14 protein-coding genes are annotated in these 17,227 nt (G+C 70.0%); 9 read left to right on the top strand and 5 right to left on the bottom strand.

Annotated features, from left to right (window positions below):
- Nucleotides 1–231 (bottom strand): S-adenosylmethionine decarboxylase (locus tag KBY90_RS12285; protein WP_396122585.1); only part of this gene is annotated, 231 nt, incomplete at its 3' end.
- A gap of 114 nt (nucleotides 232–345) precedes the next feature.
- On the opposite strand from KBY90_RS12285, the gene KBY90_RS12280 reads away from it, so the two are divergent.
- Genes KBY90_RS12280 through KBY90_RS12270 form a run of 3 tightly spaced genes read left to right on the top strand, consistent with a single transcriptional unit; the run spans nucleotide 346 to nucleotide 2,406 of the window.
- Nucleotides 346–1,548: an acetate/propionate family kinase gene (locus tag KBY90_RS12280; protein WP_254968941.1), complete on the top strand. Its 1,203-nt coding sequence runs from the start codon at nucleotides 346–348 to the stop codon at nucleotides 1,546–1,548.
- Between the two features lie 51 nt (nucleotides 1,549–1,599).
- Nucleotides 1,600–1,995: a Crp/Fnr family transcriptional regulator gene (locus KBY90_RS12275; RefSeq protein ID WP_254968940.1), complete on the top strand. Its 396-nt coding sequence runs from the start codon at nucleotides 1,600–1,602 to the stop codon at nucleotides 1,993–1,995.
- A gap of 6 nt (nucleotides 1,996–2,001) precedes the next feature.
- Nucleotides 2,002–2,406, top strand: a complete 405-nt coding sequence (locus tag KBY90_RS12270) for a tellurite resistance TerB family protein (RefSeq protein ID WP_254968939.1) — start codon at nucleotides 2,002–2,004, stop codon at nucleotides 2,404–2,406.
- A gap of 28 nt (nucleotides 2,407–2,434) precedes the next feature.
- Here the strand turns inward: KBY90_RS12270 and KBY90_RS12265 are convergent, their stop codons facing one another.
- Nucleotides 2,435–3,652 carry an FAD/NAD(P)-binding oxidoreductase gene (locus KBY90_RS12265; protein WP_254968938.1) on the bottom strand — a complete coding sequence of 406 codons (1,218 nt, stop codon included), beginning with the start codon at nucleotides 3,650–3,652 and terminating at the stop codon, nucleotides 2,435–2,437.
- Nucleotides 3,653–3,769: 117 nt separating this feature from the next.
- On the bottom strand, nucleotides 3,770–3,997 hold the full coding sequence (locus KBY90_RS12260) for a DUF3136 domain-containing protein (protein WP_254968937.1): 228 nt from the start codon (nucleotides 3,995–3,997) through the stop codon (nucleotides 3,770–3,772).
- 88 nt (nucleotides 3,998–4,085) lie between these two features.
- Between KBY90_RS12260 and pyrC the strand changes: the two genes are divergently transcribed.
- The 6 genes from pyrC (at nucleotide 4,086) to KBY90_RS12230 (ending at nucleotide 13,672) form a co-directional block, all read left to right on the top strand.
- Complete coding sequence (pyrC, locus tag KBY90_RS12255; protein ID WP_254968936.1) at nucleotides 4,086–5,354, top strand: dihydroorotase; 1,269 nt, start codon at nucleotides 4,086–4,088, stop codon at nucleotides 5,352–5,354.
- A 72-nt stretch (nucleotides 5,355–5,426) separates the two neighbouring features.
- The gene (locus KBY90_RS12250; protein WP_254968935.1) at nucleotides 5,427–6,899 is read left to right on the top strand and encodes a bifunctional orotidine-5'-phosphate decarboxylase/orotate phosphoribosyltransferase; all 1,473 of its coding nucleotides are present in this window, start codon (nucleotides 5,427–5,429) and stop codon (nucleotides 6,897–6,899) included.
- 25 nt (nucleotides 6,900–6,924) lie between these two features.
- On the top strand, nucleotides 6,925–10,086 hold the full coding sequence (locus KBY90_RS12245) for an efflux RND transporter permease subunit (RefSeq protein WP_254968934.1): 3,162 nt from the start codon (nucleotides 6,925–6,927) through the stop codon (nucleotides 10,084–10,086).
- Nucleotides 10,087–10,144: 58 nt separating this feature from the next.
- Nucleotides 10,145–11,905 carry a SulP family inorganic anion transporter gene (locus KBY90_RS12240; RefSeq protein ID WP_254968933.1) on the top strand — a complete coding sequence of 587 codons (1,761 nt, stop codon included), beginning with the start codon at nucleotides 10,145–10,147 and terminating at the stop codon, nucleotides 11,903–11,905.
- Between the two features lie 58 nt (nucleotides 11,906–11,963).
- Nucleotides 11,964–13,085, top strand: coding sequence for an efflux RND transporter periplasmic adaptor subunit (locus KBY90_RS12235; RefSeq protein WP_254968932.1), 1,122 nt, complete (start codon nucleotides 11,964–11,966; stop codon nucleotides 13,083–13,085).
- Nucleotides 13,082–13,672, top strand: a complete 591-nt coding sequence (locus tag KBY90_RS12230; RefSeq protein ID WP_254968931.1) for a GUN4 domain-containing protein — start codon at nucleotides 13,082–13,084, stop codon at nucleotides 13,670–13,672. The genes KBY90_RS12235 and KBY90_RS12230 overlap by 4 nt, the downstream gene beginning before the upstream one ends.
- On the opposite strand, the gene KBY90_RS12225 is transcribed toward KBY90_RS12230, so the two are convergent.
- Both KBY90_RS12225 and KBY90_RS12220 read right to left on the bottom strand, forming a co-directional pair.
- Entirely contained in the window at nucleotides 13,620–13,901 is a 282-nt protein-coding gene (locus tag KBY90_RS12225) for a hypothetical protein (RefSeq protein ID WP_254968930.1), read from the bottom strand. The two genes, KBY90_RS12230 and KBY90_RS12225, sit on opposite strands and share 53 nt — an antisense overlap.
- 1 nt (nucleotide 13,902) lies before the next feature.
- Nucleotides 13,903–17,121 carry an efflux RND transporter permease subunit gene (locus tag KBY90_RS12220; protein WP_254968929.1) on the bottom strand — a complete coding sequence of 1,073 codons (3,219 nt, stop codon included), beginning with the start codon at nucleotides 17,119–17,121 and terminating at the stop codon, nucleotides 13,903–13,905.
- Between the last annotated feature and the right edge of the window lie 106 nt (nucleotides 17,122–17,227).

The raw sequence follows: 17,227 nt of genomic DNA, 5'->3' as shown, positions 1-17,227 counted from the left end.
CAGGGTGGCACCGGCCTGATGGGCGGCGGCGGTGATGGTGTCCCTGAGGAAGGCTTGATCGTCGAGCCGACCTGGATCGCAGTCGTAGAGCTCGAGGATGCAGTGTTTGCCCACCGTGTCGCAGGTCGGGGGCGTGGCGACCTGGGCTGCCGGGGTGTCGGCTGCGGCGAGGGAGGACTGGGCTGCGCTCCATCCAGGGTTGGGGTGCAATGCCTGCAGGGTCTGGTTCATCAAGGGAACGGACACACAAGCAGCCAATCTACGGTCCTCGCGACGGTTGGGCTGTGTGCTGCCGAACGCAATCCGGATCCGCCCACAGCGCGGCCCGCAGAGCGGCGACGGCGTTTGAGTGATGGCGTCGCGCCGCCCCGCTTCCCCCGCGTCATGGACCCGTCGTCGTTGCCAGCCGGCGCCGCCACAGCCGCCGCCACAGCCGCCGCCGCCGCCGCAGATGAAGCCGAGCCCACCGTGCTGGTGCTCAACAGCGGCAGTTCCAGCGTCAAGGCCTCCCTGCGCGATGGCCGTGGGGGGCGCCTCTGGCAGGAGCAGCGGGCCTGGGACGGCGGCGGTGGCCAGACCATGGAGGCGCTGCTGGAGCAGTGGCTGGCGCCCCTGATCGCCGCCGCCGACCCCGCCCCCAGCCTGGTGGTGCACCGGATCGTGCACGGCGGCGCCGCCTTCAGCCGGCCCACCCGGCTCAGCGCCGGGGTGCTGCAGCAGCTGCAGGCGCTGGTGCCCCTGGCTCCGCTGCACAACGGCCCGGCCCTGCAGGCGATCGCCTGGCTGCAGGACTGGCTGGCGGCCCACCCCGCAGCGGATCCCGCTGGATCTCCGGGCCCGGTGCCCCAGTGGGCCTGCTTCGACACGGGCTTTCACGCCACCCTGGCTCCCGCCGCCTTCACCTACGCCCTCCCCGGGGACTGGCGCCGCCAGGGGCTGCGCCGGTACGGCTTCCATGGCCTCAACCACCATCACGTGGCCGAGACCGTGGCCGCCCGCCACCCCGCGGCCCGGCGGCTGATCAGCTGTCACCTGGGGGCCGGCTGCTCCCTCTGCGCCATCGCCATCGCCGCCGACGGCACGGGCCGGAGCATCGACACCACCATGGGGTTCACGCCCCTCGAGGGTCTGGTGATGGCCAGCCGCAGCGGCAGCGTCGATCCCGGCCTGCTGCTGCATCTGCTCCGGCAGGGCACCAGCCCCGGCGATCTCGACCATGCCCTGAACCATGCCAGCGGGCTGCAGGGACTCTCCGAGCTCAGCGGCGACATGCGCGAACTCCGGCAGGCCGCCGGCCGGGGGCATGCCGGCGCCGAGCTGGCCATCGCCGTGTTCCGCCATCGCCTGCTGCAGGGCATCGGCGCCATGGCCGCCAGCCTCGGCGGGGTGGACGTGATCGCCCTCACCGGCGGCATCGGCGAGCACGACGATGCCCTGCTGGCCGAGCTGCGCGAGGCGCTCGGCTGGCTGCAGCCGCAGGTGCTCGTGCGGGTGCCCGCCGACGAGGAGGGACTGATGGCCCGGCAGTGCCTGGCGGCCGCGGCTTGATGTTCCCTTAACCGGCTCTCGTCAGGCTGGGCGTGTCCGTCCGATGGTCTTATGTCAGCTCCCACGGCTGATCAGCAGCTCCTCGAGAGCATGCAGGCGCTCAGCCACAACGGCGCCATCCTGGAGTTCGAGCCCGGCGCGGTGATCTTCAGGGCCGGTGACCGCGGCGATTGCATGTTCGGCGTTCTGGAGGGCAGGGTGCGGCTCACCTGGGGGGATGGCTCCCAGGCCGAGATCCTCTCCGCGGGGCAGTGCTTCGGACAGGGAGCCCTGGTGCAGCCCGAGCGTCGGCGTCACGGCACCGCCACTGCCCTCGAGCCCACCCGGCTGGTGCTGATGCAGCGGCAGGGCATGCTCTTCGCCCTCGATCAGCTGCCCGTGTTCGGCCTGCAGCTGCTGGAATCCACGGAGCGCCGGCTGCAGACGCTGCGCGCGCTCGTCGCCTGAGCCGCCATGAACCAGGCCGAAGCCTTTGCCACCATCCCGGTGGCCGCCGTCGCCTCGGATCGCTCCTTCGTGGACGATGAAGCGCGGCTGATCCGCGAGCAGCTGCTGCGCCGCACCCCTTTCCGCTCCATGGCCCTGCCGGCCTTCGGGGAGCTGTTCTCCGGCCTGCTGCTGCGGCTGCGCGACCGCGGCTGGCAGGAGCTCGTCCAGGAGGCGGCACCGCTGCTGCAGCCCTCGCAGCGTGAAACCGCCTTCGCCCTCGCTGCCCAGCTGATCCACTGCGACAGGGATGTGACCGCCGCGGAGATCGCCTTCCTCGAGCAGGTGGCCGGCACCCTCGAGCTGGCGCCGGAACGCCGGGATCAGATCCTCGAGGTGTGCGCCCTGCTCAATGCCGATTGCCTGGCCTGACCCCTGCTGCCTGAGCTGATCCCTGCGCTCAGCGCTTGACGCCGGGTACGAAGCGGCGCTCGTGCTGGGCGCCGGCCAGCATGCGGTTCCAGTAGAGCGCCGGCAGGATCTTGCGCTTCACGAACCACATGCTCCAGCGCTCCTTGGTGGGGTCGAGCGGGAACGAGGGCACCGGCTCCTGCTTGTAGTTGAACTCGGCCATGATCGCCTTGCCGTAGCCGGTGATCAGCGGGCAGCAGCTGTAGCCGTCGTAGGCCGCCTCCAGGGGCTGGCCGTCGAGCAGGGCCAGCAGGTTGGCCACCAGCACCGGCGCCTGGCCGCGCACCGCCGCGGCGGTCTTGGAGTTGGGCATGCCGCTCACATCGCCGAGCGAGAACACATTGGCGAAGCGCACGTGCTGCAGGGAGAACTGGTCCACCTCCACGAAGCCGGCGGCGTTGGCCAGGCTGCTGCCGGCCACCACATCGGGGGCGGCCATCGGCGGGGTGACATGCAGAAGGTTGTAGGGGATCACCTCCTCGCGGCTGCTCTCACCCTCCGTCACCCTGAATACGGCTTCCTTCGTGTCCGGCCGCACGGCGGTGAGCACATGGTTGTAGCGGGCGTCGATGCCCTTGCGCTTCACCACCTCCCGCAGCGGCGCCGCATACACGGGCACGCCGAAGATCCCCGGAGTGGCCGTGGCGTAGATCACGCTGGCCTGCAGCTTCTTCTTCTTGAAGACGTCGTCGGCGAGATAGGCGATCTTCTGGGGGGCGCCGGGGCACTTGATCGGCATCGGCGCGCAGGTGAACACGGCGTTGCCGCCCTCGAAGGCCTGGATCGCCTCCCAGGTGTAGGTCGCGTGATCCTTGCTGTAGTTGCTGCACACGCCGCCCTGGCCCAGGGCCTCGGGGAGCCCTTCGATGCGGTCCCAGCAGAGCTTCAGGCCCGTGGCCACGATCAGCACGTCGTAGCTGATCGCGCCGTGGCTGGCGGTGAGCACCGTGTTGTGGTCGGGATCGAAGCCGGTGGCGGCGTCCTCGATCCAGCGCACGCCGGAGGGGATCAGATCGGCCTCTGGGCGGCGGGTTTCCTCCAGGGTGAACACCCCGCCGCCCACCAGGGTCCAGCCGGGCTGGTAGTAGTGCTCCCGCGAGGGCTCGAGGATCGCCACATCGAGGGCGTTGCGGGCCCGCTTGAGCTGTGCCGCCACAGTGATGCCCGCGGCTCCGCCGCCGACGATCAGGATCTGGTGGTGGGCCATGGAGGCGCGGGTACCGGTGGAGCCTCACCATTCCACCAGCGCATCAGGCCGATTCCAGCCTGCGTGGGGATCGCTTGACCGGATTGTTGGAATCGCTCGTCGGGTGGATCGAGGCGCTCAGGCGGCCGGCTGCTCCACTTCCCGCTTGAGCAGCACATAGAGATAGTCGGGCGACTTGTAGCGGGTGGGCAGGCATTTCTGCAGCAGGCTCAGCCGTTCCCAGCACACCGTGCGCTGGATCGCCTCGAAACTGCGGCCGTCGCGGATCAGCAGGCGCAGGGCCTTGCAGTAGGTGGGATAGCCCGCCTCGAGTTCCCCGATCGTGAGCTTGGCAGCAGCACCCATGGGCCTTTCAGCGGATTGTCTGGCTCAACCATAGGCAGCGGCCTGCCGCCCCTCCGTGTCGCCGGTCACCCCTGTCCCGGCCGGCGACATGAATCCTTACGGGTCCGGCCGGGGGCCGGTCAAGGGCCGGGCCGGTGCCTGGGCCCACCTCTGGCAGGGTGGAGACGCAGGGGCGCCGGGCCGCGGGCCCGCCATGGCGATGACGGCTGGCGAACAGAACCGCAACCAGACCCGCAACCAGACCCCCGGCCAGGCCCCCAGCCAGACCCCCGGCGGGACGCCCGCGTCGAATCCCGACCGGCTGCAGCGGCTGACGCTGCGCCAGCCCGACGACTGGCATGCCCACCTGCGCGACGGGGCGATGCTGCAGGCGGTGGCCCCGGCCACGGCGGCCCAGTTCGCCCGGGCGATCGTGATGCCCAACCTGCGGCCCCCGGTCACCACCGTGGCGGCGGCCGAGGCCTACCGGCGGCGCATCCGCGAGGCCCTGCCCGATGCCAGCCGCTTTCAGCCGCTGATGACGGCCTACCTCACCGACAGCATCGATCCGGCTGAGATCGAGCGCGGCTTCGCCGCAGGGGTGTTTACCGCCTGCAAGCTCTACCCCGCCGGCGCCACCACCAATTCCGATTCCGGCGTCACGGCGGTCGCCCGGATCGAGCCGGTGCTGGCGGTGATGGAGCGGATCGGCATGCCGCTGCTCATCCACGGCGAGGTCACCGACGCCGAGATCGACATCTTCGACCGTGAGGCGGTGTTCATCGAGCGGGTGCTGGCGCCGCTGCTGCAGCGCCACCCCGGCCTGAGGGTGGTGCTGGAGCACATCACCACCGCCGACGCGGTGGACTTCGTGCGCAGCGGCCCGGCCAACCTGGCGGCCACCATCACCCCCCACCACCTGCACATCAACCGCAATGCCCTGTTCGCCGGCGGGCTGCGGCCCGACTTCTACTGCCTGCCGGTGGCCAAGCGGGAACTGCACCGCATCGCCCTGCGCGCCGCCGCCGTCTCCGGCAACCCAAAGTTCTTCCTCGGCACCGACACCGCCCCCCACGATCGCGCCGCCAAGGAGTCGGCCTGCGGCTGCGCCGGCATCTTCAACGCCCCCTTCGCGATCGAGAGCTACGCCGCGGTGTTCGAGCAGGAGAACGCCCTCGATCGCCTGGAGGCCTTCGCCAGCGAACACGGGCCCTGCTTCTACGGTCTGCCCCTCAACACCGGCACGATCACCCTGGTGCGCGAGCCGGTGACGGTGCCCGAGCGGCTGCACCTCAACGACGCCGCCGGCACGGCGGTGGAGCTGGTGCCCTTCCACGCCGGCGAGACCCTGCCCTGGCGGCTGGCCAGCTCCCAGTGATTACGAGGTATGTCGGGCGGTCGCGCGGTTCCGCTCCCCTGCTCTAGCAACAGGCCCAGGCTGCCCCCGGCGATGGGCTTCTTCATCCAGCTCACCGAGGCCATGGCCGATCGCCAGTCGCTGCTGGTGACCGGCCTGGACCCCAACCCCGAGATGCTGCAGAGCTGGGCGGCGCGGCGCGGCATGGCCAACCGCTCCTTCCTCAGCCAGGCCCGGCACTGGATCAAGGCGGTGATCGAGGCCACCGCCCCCCACGTGTGCGCCTACAAGCCAAGCCTCGGCTTCTACCAGGCCCTGGGGCCGGTGGGCCTGGAGCTGCTGCTGGAGGTGCGCGAGCTGGTGCCGCCCGATCTGCCGCTGATCATCGACAGCAAGCACGGCGACCTCAACTCCTCCTCCGCCCTCGCCCACTACCTGTTCCGCGAGCTGGCCGCCGACGCGGTGAGCCTCTCGCCCCTGCCCGGCCAGGACATCGCCGCCCCCTTCCTGCTCTATCCGGGCAAGGCGGTGGTGATGACCTGCCACAGCTCCAACCAGACGGCCCGGGTGATCCAGCACTTCCCCAGCGAGGAGGATCCGCTGTTTCTGCGCATCGTGCGTGAGACCCTGCTCTGGGGCACCCAGGAGCAGCTGCTGCTGGAGGTGGGTACCAGCGATCCGGCGATCCTGGCGCGGGTGCGGCAGGTGGCCCCCGAGCACTTCCTGATCCTGCGCAGCCTCTGGGGGGAGGAGGAGAAGCTCGAGGCCATGCTCCAGGCGGGCCTCACGGCCTCCGGCGACGGCCTGCTGCTGCCCCTGCCCCAGAACCTGCTGGTGGAGGACGACATGGCCGAGCGGGCGGCGGCGCTCAAGGCCCAGATCAACGCCATCCGCGACCACTGGCTGGAGGAGCGGCCCGGCAGCGGCAGCTGCGCCCTCTGGCAGGCGCCGCCGGCGGCCGATCCGATGGATCAGCTGATCCTCGATCTGTTCGACATCGGCTGCCTGCTGTTCGGTGAGTACGTGCAGGCCTCGGGCGCCGTCTTCAACTACTACATCGACCTGCGCCAGATCATCTCCGATCCCAACCTGTTTCACCGCGTGCTGCAGGCCTATGCGGGCTGCATGGGGGAACTGGCCTTCGACCGCATCGCCGGCATTCCCTACGGCTCCCTGCCCACGGCCACCGGCCTGTCGCTGCTGCTGCGCAAGCCGCTGATCTATCCCCGCAAGGAGGTGAAGGCCCACGGCGCCCGGCGGCTGATCGAGGGCGACTTCGAGGAGGGCGACCTGGTGGTGGTGGTGGACGACATCCTGATCACCGGCGGCAGCGTGCTCGAGGGAATCGCCAAGCTGGAGAGTTCCGGGCTGGTGGTGCACGACGTGGTGGTGTTCCTCGACCACGGCGGCGACCACGACCGCCATGCCCGCGAGCGCCTGGCGGCTGCGGGTTACCGCTGCCATGCCGTGCTCGACATCGAGCGCATCACCCGCGTGCTGCACGGCGCCGGGCGTCTCAGCGATGCGCAGGCTGCGACGCTGCGCCCCGGCCTGGCGCTGGGCTAGAACCGCCGCGCGTCGCCACCAGGCCGTGAAGGGCAGACCGCAGGGGTCGATCTCCGACCCGTTCCTGCGCCGGCCGGTGCTCACCGTGGTGGTGGCCCTGCTGGTGCTGCTGGCCGGGGTGATCAGCCTGCCCGGGCTGCAGGTGGAGAACCTGCCGGAGATCGCGCCGGGGCGGGTGTCGGTGAGCGCCAGCTACCCCGGGGCCAGCCCGGAGGTGGTGGAGCAGGGGGTCACCTCCCTGCTGGAGAAGCAGCTCAACGGCCTCGAGGGGCTCGAGCAGATCCGCTCCACCAGCTCCACCGGCAGCAGCAGCATCACGCTGAGTTTCGAGGGCGGCAACCCCGAGCTCAACCAGATCAACACCCAGAACGAAGCCGCCGTGGTGCAGCCGCGCCTGCCGGGGCCGGTGGCGCGCTTCGGCGTGCGCGTGCGGCGCAGCTCCGACGACCTGCTGATGGTGCTGAGCGTCAGCGCCGAGCGCGAGCGCTACGACGACATCTTCCTGAGCGGCTGGGTGGAGCAGGTGCTGATCGACCGCCTGCAGCGGGTGCCTGGGGTGGGCGACGCGCGCCTGTTCGGCGGCAGTCCGCTGGCCTTCCGGCTCTGGCTGGATCCCCAGCGCCTGAATCTGGTGAACCTCACGATCGCCGACGTGCGCGACGCGCTCGAGGAGCAGAACGTGCTGGCGGCCCTGGGCCAGGCCGGAGAGGCGCCCGCCCCGGCCGACCAGATGCTCTCCCTGCCGCTGCGCATGGAGGGGCGGCTGCGCACGCTGGCGGAGTTCGAGGACCTGGTGGTGGCCCGCGGGCCGGCCGGCGGCGTGATCCGGCTCCGGGATGTGGGCCGGGTGAGCCTGGGCGCGGAGGACTACGGCTCGATCGCCACCAACCTCGACGGCAAGTCCACCGTGGCGATGGGGATCTTCCAGCGCGACGGCAGCAACGCCCTCGAGGTGAGCCGCGGCATCGGCGAGGCCCTCGACGAGCTCAGCGGCCGCATCCCGCCGGGGGTGGATCTGCAGGTGATCATCGATGAGGCCGAGACGGTGCGCCAGAGCATCGACCGCACCCTGGCGGGCCTGCGCGACGCGGTGCTGCTGGTGTTCTTCTCCCTGCTGCTCGGGCTGGGCAACAGCCGGCTGGCCCTGATCTCGGCCCTGGCGGTGCCGGTGGCGCTGGTGGGCTCCCTCACCGTGCTGCGCCTCGCCGGCAGCTCGATCAACACCCTCACCCTGTTCGGCATGGTGCTGGCCACCGGCCTGGTGGTGGATGACGCCATCGTGGTGAGCGAGGACATCGGCCGGCGCCTGGAGCGGGAGGATCCGCCGCTCCAGGCGGCCCGTGAGGCGATGGCGGAGCTGGGCGGGGCCGTGATCGCCACCTCCCTGGTGCTGGTGGCGGTGTTCCTGCCGGTGCTCACCCTGCAGGGCAGCACCGGCAGGCTCTACGCCCCGATCGGGCTCACGATCGGCGCCACGATCCTGTTCTCCACCTTCAACGCCCTCACCTTCACACCGGTGGCGGCCAGCCGCCTCCTGCATGCCGAACAGCGGGAGCCGCGCTGGCTGCTGCGCCTGATCGATCCCCCCCGCCGCGCCCTCGAGGCCCTCGAAGGTCCCTACGACCGCTGGCTCACCAAGGCCCTGGCCTGGCGCCGCCGCGTCGTGGCGCTGCTGCTGGTGGGGCTGCTGGTCACGGCCTGGGCCTACCAGCAGCGCCCCAAGGGGTTCATTCCCCAGGAGGACGGCAGCCAGCTGCGCGGGGTGGTGGTGCTGCCCGACGGCATGGCCCTGGGCCGCACCCAGGCGGTGATGGAGCGGGTGCGGGAGGTGGTGCGGCAGGAGCCGGCGGTCGTGTCGGGCAACTTCTACGCCGGCCGCTCCTTCGGCGACAGCGGTCCCAACAAGGGCATCTTCTTCCTGCGGCTGCTGCCGATCGAGGAACGCCCGCCTGGCGAGCAGACTCCGGCGGCGATCGCCGGGCGGCTGAACCGTCAGCTGGCCGGCGCCATCGGCGATGCCCAGGTGGTGGTGATCGAGTCGCCCACGGTGCGCGGCTTCGGCAGCGAGGGGGGGATCGAGTTCGATCTGCTCGACACCAGCGGCGGGCGCCTCAACCTGGCCGAGTTCCAGGCCGCCGCCCAGGCCTTCATCGACGCCGCCCAGGCCACCGGCGCCTTCGAGCGGGTGACCACCCGCTTCAGCGCCGACGCGCCGCTGCTGCGGCTGGAGCCCGACCGCCTGCAGCTGGCGTCGCTGGGCGTGGAACTTCAGGATCTCGTCGATGTGCTCGGCGCCAGCTTCGGCAGCGACTACGTCAACGACAGCTTCGAGGGCGACCGCATCCGCCGGGTGATCGTGCAGCTGGAGGGGGGCGACCGCCGCGACACCGCCGATGTGCTGGCGCTGCGGGTGCGCAACCGCGACGGCCGGCTGATCCCCCTCTCCCAGCTGGTGCGCGTGCGCGACGACGTGGGCCCCACCGTGATCAACCGCACCCGGCTGCTGCGCTCGATCTCGATCCGCGCCCAGCCCAAGGCCGGCGTGAGCACCGGTCAGGCGATGGCGCGGCTGCGCCAGGTGCGCGCCGACCTGGGCAGCCAGGTCACCGATCTGGAATGGGCCGGTCTGGCGCGGGAGGAGGCTCGGGCCGGCGGGTCCAACGAGCAGGTGTTCCTGCTGGCGGTGGTGGTGATGCTGCTGCTGCTGGCCGCCCTCTACGAGAACTTCATCGATCCGATGATCATCCTGGTGACGGTGCCGCTGGGCCTGCTGGGCGGCATCGCCGGGCTGGCCCTGCGCGACCTGCCGCTGGATGTGTACGGCCGCATGGGTCTGCTGGTGCTGGTGAGCCTGGCGGCCAAGAACGGCATCCTGATCGTGGAGTTCGCCAACCAGCGCCTGGCGGCCGGCATGGCGCTGGAGCCGGCGATCCACGGGGCCGCCGTGGCCCGCCTGCGGCCGATCCTGCTCACGGCGATCTCCTCGCTGGCCGGCTTCCTGCCGCTGGTGTTCGCCAGCGGCGCCGGGGCCGTGAGCCGCCGCAGCATCGGCACGGTGGTGTTCTCCGGCCTGCTGATGGCCACCGTGCTCAGCCTGTTCGTGGTGCCGGTGGTGTATCGGATCGTCAAGGGCATGGAGCTGCGCTGGCTGGAGCGGCAACAGAGCCGGACCCCATCCGCAGGCTGAGGAGCTGATTGCATGAGCTGAGCAGCTGAGCAGCTGAGCGCATGAGCAGGATGGGCGCATGAGCACAGCGGCACCCAGGCCACGGCAGAGCGACGGCGGCGCTTCCGGCCCGCTCACCCAGCTGCTGCCGGGCCTGGAGCGGCTGCTCCACTACCGCGCCGGCTGGCTGCGCAGCGATCTGCTGGCCGGCATCACGGTGGCGGCCTACCTGATTCCCCAGTGCATGGCCTACGGCGAGCTGGCGGGGCTGCAGCCGATCCAGGGCCTGTGGGCGATCCTGCCGCCGCTGCTGCTCTACGCCCTGCTGGGCTCCTCCCCCCAGCTCTCGGTGGGTCCGGAATCCACCACCGCCGTGATGACGGCGGCAGCGGTGGAGCCCCTGGCCGGGGGCGACGCCGCCAGCTATGCGCTGCTGGCCAGCGCCCTGGCGCTGCTGGTGGGGGCGGCTTGCTGCCTGGGGGCCTGGCTGCGGCTCGGCTTCCTGGCCGATCTGCTCTCCAGACCGATCCTGGTGGGCTACATGGCCGGTGTGGCGGTGATCATGATCACCGGCCAGATCAGCCGGATCAGCGGTGTGCCGCTGGAGGCCGACTCCCTCGCCGGCCAGCTGCTGGAACTGGTGCGCCACCAGGGAGAGATCCACCCACCCACGCTGCTGCTGGCGGCCGGGGTGCTGGTGTTCCTGGTCTGGGTGCAGCGCCGCTTCCCGCAGGCACCAGGCCCGCTGCTGGCGGTGCTGCTGGCCAGCGTGGCGGTGGGGGTGTTCGATCTCGACCGGGTCGGGGTGGCCGTGATCGGCCCGATCCCGGCGGGTCTGCCGCCGCTGGCCATCCCGGGCGGCATCACCGCCGGCAACCTCACCTATCTGCTCTCCACCGCGGTGGGCATCGCCCTGGTGGGCTATTCCGACAACGTGCTCACGGCCCGGGCCTTCGCCGCCCGCGGTGGCTACCGCATCGATGCCAACCAGGAGCTGCTGGCGCTGGGCACGGTGAATCTGGGCAGTGGCCTGGTGCAGGGGTTTCCCGTGAGCAGCAGCGGCAGCCGCACGGCGATCGGCGATTCCCTCGGCAGCCGCTCTCAGCTGTTCTCGCTGGTGGCCTTCGCGGTGGTGATCAGCGTGCTGCTGTTCCTCAGGCCCGTGCTGGCGCTGTTTCCCAAGGCGGCCCTGGGGGCGATCGTGATCTACGCGGCGCTGCGCCTGATCGACGTGCCGGAGTTCCGCCGGCTGCGGCAGTTCAAGCGCAGTGAATTCCACCTGGCGCTGATCACCCTGTTCGGCGTGCTGGCCACCAACCTCCTGATCGGCGTGGGGCTGGCGGTGGCGCTGTCGATGCTGGATCTGCTCGCCCGCCTGATGCGCCCCCACGATGCGGTGCTGGGGTCGGCGCCGAACCTGGCCGGCCTCCACGATGTGAACGACTGGAAGGGGGCCACCACCGTGCCGGGGCTGGTGATCTACCGCTACGACGCGCCGCTGTGCTTCGCCAATGCCGAGAACTTCCGGCGGCGGGCCCTCGAGGCGATTGCCGCGGAACAGACGCCGGTGGAGTGGTTCGTGCTCAACGCCGAAGCGATTGCCGAGATCGACATCACGGCCGCCGATGCCCTGCGGGACTTCGCCGTGGAACTCCGCAAGCGCGACATCACCTTCGCCATGGCGCGCGTGAAGCAGGACCTCTACGCCCTGCTGGAGCGGGCCGGCATCGTCGAGCGCCTGGGTCCGGAGCGGTTCTTCCCGACCCTGCCCAGCGCCATCGCCGCCTTCAGCGCCCGCAGTTCAGGCTGCTCTGCATCCATTTCCATCGCTCCCCCCTAGCGGGCTGGAGTCCGCCCCTTCCCGGCGGGACAATGAACCCATCTGCAGGCGGCGGCACTTGCGCAGTTCTCTCCCCGGAGCGGCAGTCCCTCCCAGGGCGTGGTCGGCCTGGGGTTCACTGCTGCTCGGCCTGGCCGTCAGCTCGGCCGGCTGCGCCCCTACGGACACCACCCCCCTGCCCAAGCCGCTGGCCGTGACGGCGGACGCGGTGATCATGCACCCCTTTCCCGAGGAGATCACCACCATCAGCACCCTGGAGGCCCCGGAGGAGGTGAACCTGGCGGCCCAGGCGGGTGGTCGCATCGAGAGCCTGCGCATCCGCCAGGGCGATGCGGTGCGTGCCGGTCAGCTGTTGGTGGTGCTCGATCAGACCCAGCTGCGCGAGGAGGTGAAGGCCCTGGAAGGCCAGCGGGATGAGAGCCGGCTCAACTTCCAGCGCTTCGACTTCCTGGCCCAGCAGGGTGCGGCCAGCCCGATCCAGCGCGATGCCCTGCGCCAGAACTTCCTGGCGGCGGAGGCGGCTCTGAAGGCCAAACAGGCCGATCTGGCCTACAAGGATCTGCGGGCGCCGATCGATGGGGTGGTGAGCGATGTGGCGGTGAAGCCGGGCGACGTGATCCGCGCCGGCACGCCCTTCACCACCATCCAGCGCACCACCCGGCTGCTGGCCCGGGTGGACGTGCCATCCCGCTTCGGCCAGCGGGTGCGTCCCGGCCAGCCCGTGCTCGTCAATCCCCCCAGCGGCAACGGTGTCGTGGAGGGGCGGGTGGTGTCGATCGACCCCCGCGTCAACGACGCCACCCAGTCGTTCCTGGCCAAGGCCGAGCTGGACAATGCCGACGGCCGCTTCCGCAACGGCGAGCGGGTGCGCACCCGTCTGGTGATCGATTCCGTGTCCCAGCTGGCGGTGCCGGCCGTGGCGGTCACGCGCACCAGCGGGCAGACGTTCGTGTTCGTGGTGGGCAGCCTGCAGGAGCTGGAAGCCCAGCCCGGCAACGTGCCCCTGGAGCCGCTGCGGGCGCTGCCGCCCGATACCCGCTTCGCGCTCAAGCTGCCAGTGACCCTCGGACCGCTGCAGGACAACCGCTATCCGGTGATCCAGGGCCTTCAGGCCGGCCAGTCGGTGATCGTGAGCAACCTGTTCAGCCTGCGCCACGGCACCCCGGTGACCGTGCCATGAGCGATCTCGACCAACGCGTGCTGCAGCTTGAGCAGAGGGTGGCGGAGCTGGAGGCCGAGCTCGGGCAGCTGCGGGGAACCCTGCTGCTGGTGGGTGACGTGCAGCGCTACTCACGCCTGCGGGATCTGCTGGCGGCCGGCGATCTCGACGCCGCCGACCGGGAGACGGCCCGGCTGCTGCTCGACCAGCTGATGGACCGGGACGGCGATGTCAGTCCGGAATCCCTGGAGCGCTGTCCGGCGGCGATGCTGGCGATCATCGATGGGCTTTGGCAGACCAGCAGCGAGGGCCGGCAGGGTTTCGCCGTGCAGCAGCGGCTGTACCGCGAGCTGGGCGGCAGCCGCGACACGCTGATCGCCCAGGACACGGCCCTGTTCGAGCAGTTCACGCGCAGGGTGGCCTGGCCGACGGTTGCGGGGGTGGGGTTCGCGCTGCCCGAGGAGCTCACGGTGCCGGTGGCCGCGGCCCTCGATGAGCAGGGACTGGCGCCCCCTGGCCATCTGCCCCTGCGCTGCTGGGCCAGCGACTACGGCCTCAAGGCCGCGAACCTGTTGATGGCCCGTCTGATCGAGGTGTTCGCCGCCTGAGGCGGCGCCGCTGGGCCTGGGCGATCGTGGCGAAGCCGGCCCCCACCAGGGCACCGATTCCGGCTCCCACACGGGGATAGGCCCGGTAGAGACGCTGGTACACCGGGCTGCGGAAGCGCTCCCGACCTGCCGGGTCCTGCGCCAGAGGCTCGATCGAGCGCCCCAGCCCGGCACCGAGCACGGCCCCGATCACGGCGGCGAACAGGCGCTGGCGGTTGGCCCGGTTCATCTCAGGCCGGCTCGATGCTGCTGTCCATCGGTGCCTCGTCGCTGAGGTAGCGGCGTTCCAGCCCCTTGATGATGACGTAGATCACCGGTGCCACCCCCAGGCTGAGCACCGTGGCCACCAGGTAGCCGCCGAAGCTCACGGTGCCGATCGACCAGCGGCTGATGGCACCGGCCCCGGAGGCGGTCATCAGCGGGATGTAGCCCACCAGGCCGGAGGCGGCGGTCATCACGATCGGCTGGAAGCGCACCTTGGCGGCGTTGATCGCCGCCTGGGAGAGGCTCATGCCCAGCGACAGGTATTCGTTGGCCTGCTCCACGATCAGGATCGCGTTCTTGCTGGCCATGCCAATCAGCATCAGCAGGCCCACCTGGGCAAAGATGTCGTTGCTGATCACGGGCCAGAAGCCGCCGGCCTGGAGCAGGGTGGCGCGGCCCCAGATCGCCACCATGGCCCCGAGCGTGGCCAGGGGCACGGTGAGCAGGATGATCATCGGGTCCACGTAGCTGCCGTACTGGGCCGACATCACCAGGAACACCAGCACGAAGGCCAGGGCGAAGATCGCCGTGGTGGCGCCACCGGCGCTCCTTTCCTCCAGCGAAAGGCCGGCCCACTCGTAGCCGAAGCCGGGGTCGAGGGTGGCGGCGGCCAGTTCCTCCATGGCGGCGAGAGCCTGGCCGGAGCTGTAGCCCGGAGCAGGCACGCCCTGGATCTTGATCGATTCGTAGACGTTGAAGGCGGTGATCGTGGGCGGAGCTATGAAGGGTTCGGTGCTGAGCAGGGTCTGCAGCTGCACCAGATCACCGCTGCGGGAGCGCACGAAGAAGGCGCCGATGTCACCCGGCTGTCGGCGTTCCTCGGCTTCGGCCTGCACGTAGACGCGGTACTGATCGGCGCCGAGGATGAAGTCGTTCACATAGGTTCCCCCCAGGTAGGCCTGCAGGGTGCCGAAGGTCTCCTGCACGTCCACATCCAGCGCCTTCGCCAGATCCCGATCCAGGGTGATCGACATCTGCTCGGTGGCCGGTGTGAAGGTGGTGGTCACCCGGCCCAGCTCCGGCCGCTCCACGCTGGCGGCGATCAGGGCCTGGGCGTTGTCGATCAGCACATCCATCGGCTGGCCGCCGCGGTTCTGCAGATGGAACTCGAAGCCGCCGGTGGCCCCCACCCCGTCCACCGGCGGGATGTTGGCCGCGAAGGCGAGGGAGCCGCTCACCTCGGCGCGCAGCCGGGCGTTGATCGACTGCAGCAGGCTGAACACCGACTGGTCGGCATTGGCCCGCTGATCCCAGGGCTTGAGGCGGATGAAGAAGAGATATTTGTTGTAGGCATTCCCCTCCAGTCCGTAGCCGGCTGCCCCCAGAAAACTCTCAATGTCGGGGTAATCCCTGAGGATCTCCGTCACCTGCGCCACCTGCCGCTGGGTGTAGGGCAGGGACGCCGTGGGTGGGGACTCACCCTGGATGATCATCAGGCCCTGATCCTCGTCGGGAATGAACCCCGTGGGCACGATCGTAAGCATCAGGTAGGTGGCCAAAAGACCGGCCACGAAGATGGCGAACACCACATAGCGCAGGCGCACCAGCTGCTCGATCGTGCGGCCATACCAGGCCACCAGCCCGCCGAAGAGGCGATTGAAGCCCCCGAACAGCCAGCCCAGCCCGGCATTCAGCAGCCGCTGTACCCCATCGGGTCTGGCCCCCTCGGGCCGCAGGAACAGGGCGCTGAGGGTGGGCGAGAAGGTGAGCGCGTTGAAGGTGGAGAACACGATCGCCGCCGCAAGGGTGACGGCGAACTGGCGGTAGACGATGCCGGTAGTGCCGGGGAAGAAGCACACCGGGATGAACACCGCCAGCTGCACCAGGGCTGCCGTGATCGTGGGCGAGGCCAGCTCGTTCATCGAATCCAGGGCCGCCTGCAGGGGCTTCATGCCCTGGCTGAGCTTGGCCTTGATCGCCTGCACGATCACCACGGCATCGTCGGTCACGGTACCGATCGCCAGGATGATGCCGAACATGGTGAGCTGGTTGATGCTGAAGCCCAGGCCCAGCACCACCGCCATGGCGCCCACCATCGCCACCGGCATCGCCAGGGCCGGCACGATGGTGGAGCGCCAATCCTGCAGAAACAGCAGGATGGTGAGCACGGCCATGATGATGGCATCGCGGAGGTTCCCCGTCACATCCGCCAGGGAGGTGGTGACGAACAGCGTGGAGTCGTAGGGAATCTCGTAGCGCAGACCGACGGGAAAGGTCTGCGAGAGCTCCTCGATCCTGGCCTTCACCCGATTGCCCGTGTCGAGGGCATTGGCACCGGGCAGCTGATACACGAACAGGGAGGAGGAGGGCTGTCCGCTCTGACTGGTGTCGACGTCGTAGTTCTCTGCGCCCAGCTCCACCCGGCCCACATCGCTCACCTTCACGAGGGTGCCGTCGTCACCCACCTTGAGCACCAGGTTCTCCGCGTCGGCCACGCTCCGGAACCGGCTCTGCGTCACCAGGGGGATGGCCACCTCCTGCCCCGCAGGACTCGGCTCCTGCCCGAGACGGCCGGCCCCGGCCTGGATGTTCTGGTCCAGCAGGGCGCGCTGCACGTCCATCGGCGTCAGCCCGGCGCTGGCCAGTCGCGCCGGATCGAGCCAGATGCGCATGGCGAAGCGGCGTTCGCCGATGATCTTCACGTCGCCCACGCCCGGCACGCGCCGGATCTCGTCGATCAGGTTCTGATCGACGAAGTTGCTGAGGAACAGCTGGTCGTAGAGGGGTTCGCCGTCGGCTCCGGTGTCGGCGTAGAAGCCGTAGGCCACCAGGATGCTCGGCGAGGCGGCCTTCACGGTCACCCCGGTCTGCTTCACCACCTCCGGCAGGGTGGGTTCGGCCTGCGCGACCCGGTTCTGAACGTTGACCTGGGCGATGTTGCGGTCAACATCGACGGGGAAGAAGACGTTGATATTGCTGATGCCATCCGAGGAGGTGTTGGAGGCGATGTATTTCATATCCTCCACACCGTTGATCTCCTTCTCCAGCGTCCGCGTGGTGGTGTCGAAGGTGGTGCGGGCGTCGGCACCGATGTTGGTGGCGGTGACCTGGATCTGGGTGGGTGCCAGCTGGGGCAGCTTCTCCAGCGGCAGCAGCGGGATTGCCACGCCACCGATCAGCAGGATCAGCAGCGAGCACACCGTGGTGAGCACCGGATTGCGGATGAACCGATCGGAAACGCTCAACGCAACCCTCTGCGGCGAAACCTGAGATTAGGAACCGCGGCAGGTGGGCCCGATCCGGTGTTGCTGAATGGAATGAAGGGATGCTCCCCAGAGACCGTGTCGATGG

Source organism: Cyanobium sp. CH-040, from assembly GCF_024346135.1.
Lineage (GTDB): Bacteria > Cyanobacteriota > Cyanobacteriia > PCC-6307 > Cyanobiaceae > NIES-981.
The sequence above is the reverse complement of the archived record's forward strand: the minus strand, read 5'-3'. Positions and strand labels throughout refer to the sequence as shown.

Excerpts from the sequence above, each read along its gene's own strand:
- KBY90_RS12275 (WP_254968940.1), top strand. The coding sequence starts at position 1,600 with ATGTCAGCTCCCACGGCTGATCAGCAGCTCCTCGAGAGCATGCAGGCG.
- KBY90_RS12270 (WP_254968939.1), top strand. The coding sequence starts at position 2,002 with ATGAACCAGGCCGAAGCCTTTGCCACCATCCCGGTGGCCGCCGTCGCC.
- pyrC (WP_254968936.1), top strand. The coding sequence starts at position 4,086 with ATGAATCCTTACGGGTCCGGCCGGGGGCCGGTCAAGGGCCGGGCCGGT.
- KBY90_RS12265 (WP_254968938.1), bottom strand. The coding sequence starts at position 3,652 with ATGGCCCACCACCAGATCCTGATCGTCGGCGGCGGAGCCGCGGGCATC.
- KBY90_RS12230 (WP_254968931.1), top strand. The coding sequence starts at position 13,082 with ATGAGCGATCTCGACCAACGCGTGCTGCAGCTTGAGCAGAGGGTGGCG.
- KBY90_RS12250 (WP_254968935.1), top strand. The coding sequence starts at position 5,427 with ATGGGCTTCTTCATCCAGCTCACCGAGGCCATGGCCGATCGCCAGTCG.
- KBY90_RS12240 (WP_254968933.1), top strand. The coding sequence starts at position 10,145 with ATGAGCACAGCGGCACCCAGGCCACGGCAGAGCGACGGCGGCGCTTCC.
- KBY90_RS12225 (WP_254968930.1), bottom strand. The coding sequence starts at position 13,901 with ATGAACCGGGCCAACCGCCAGCGCCTGTTCGCCGCCGTGATCGGGGCC.
- KBY90_RS12260 (WP_254968937.1), bottom strand. The coding sequence starts at position 3,997 with ATGGGTGCTGCTGCCAAGCTCACGATCGGGGAACTCGAGGCGGGCTAT.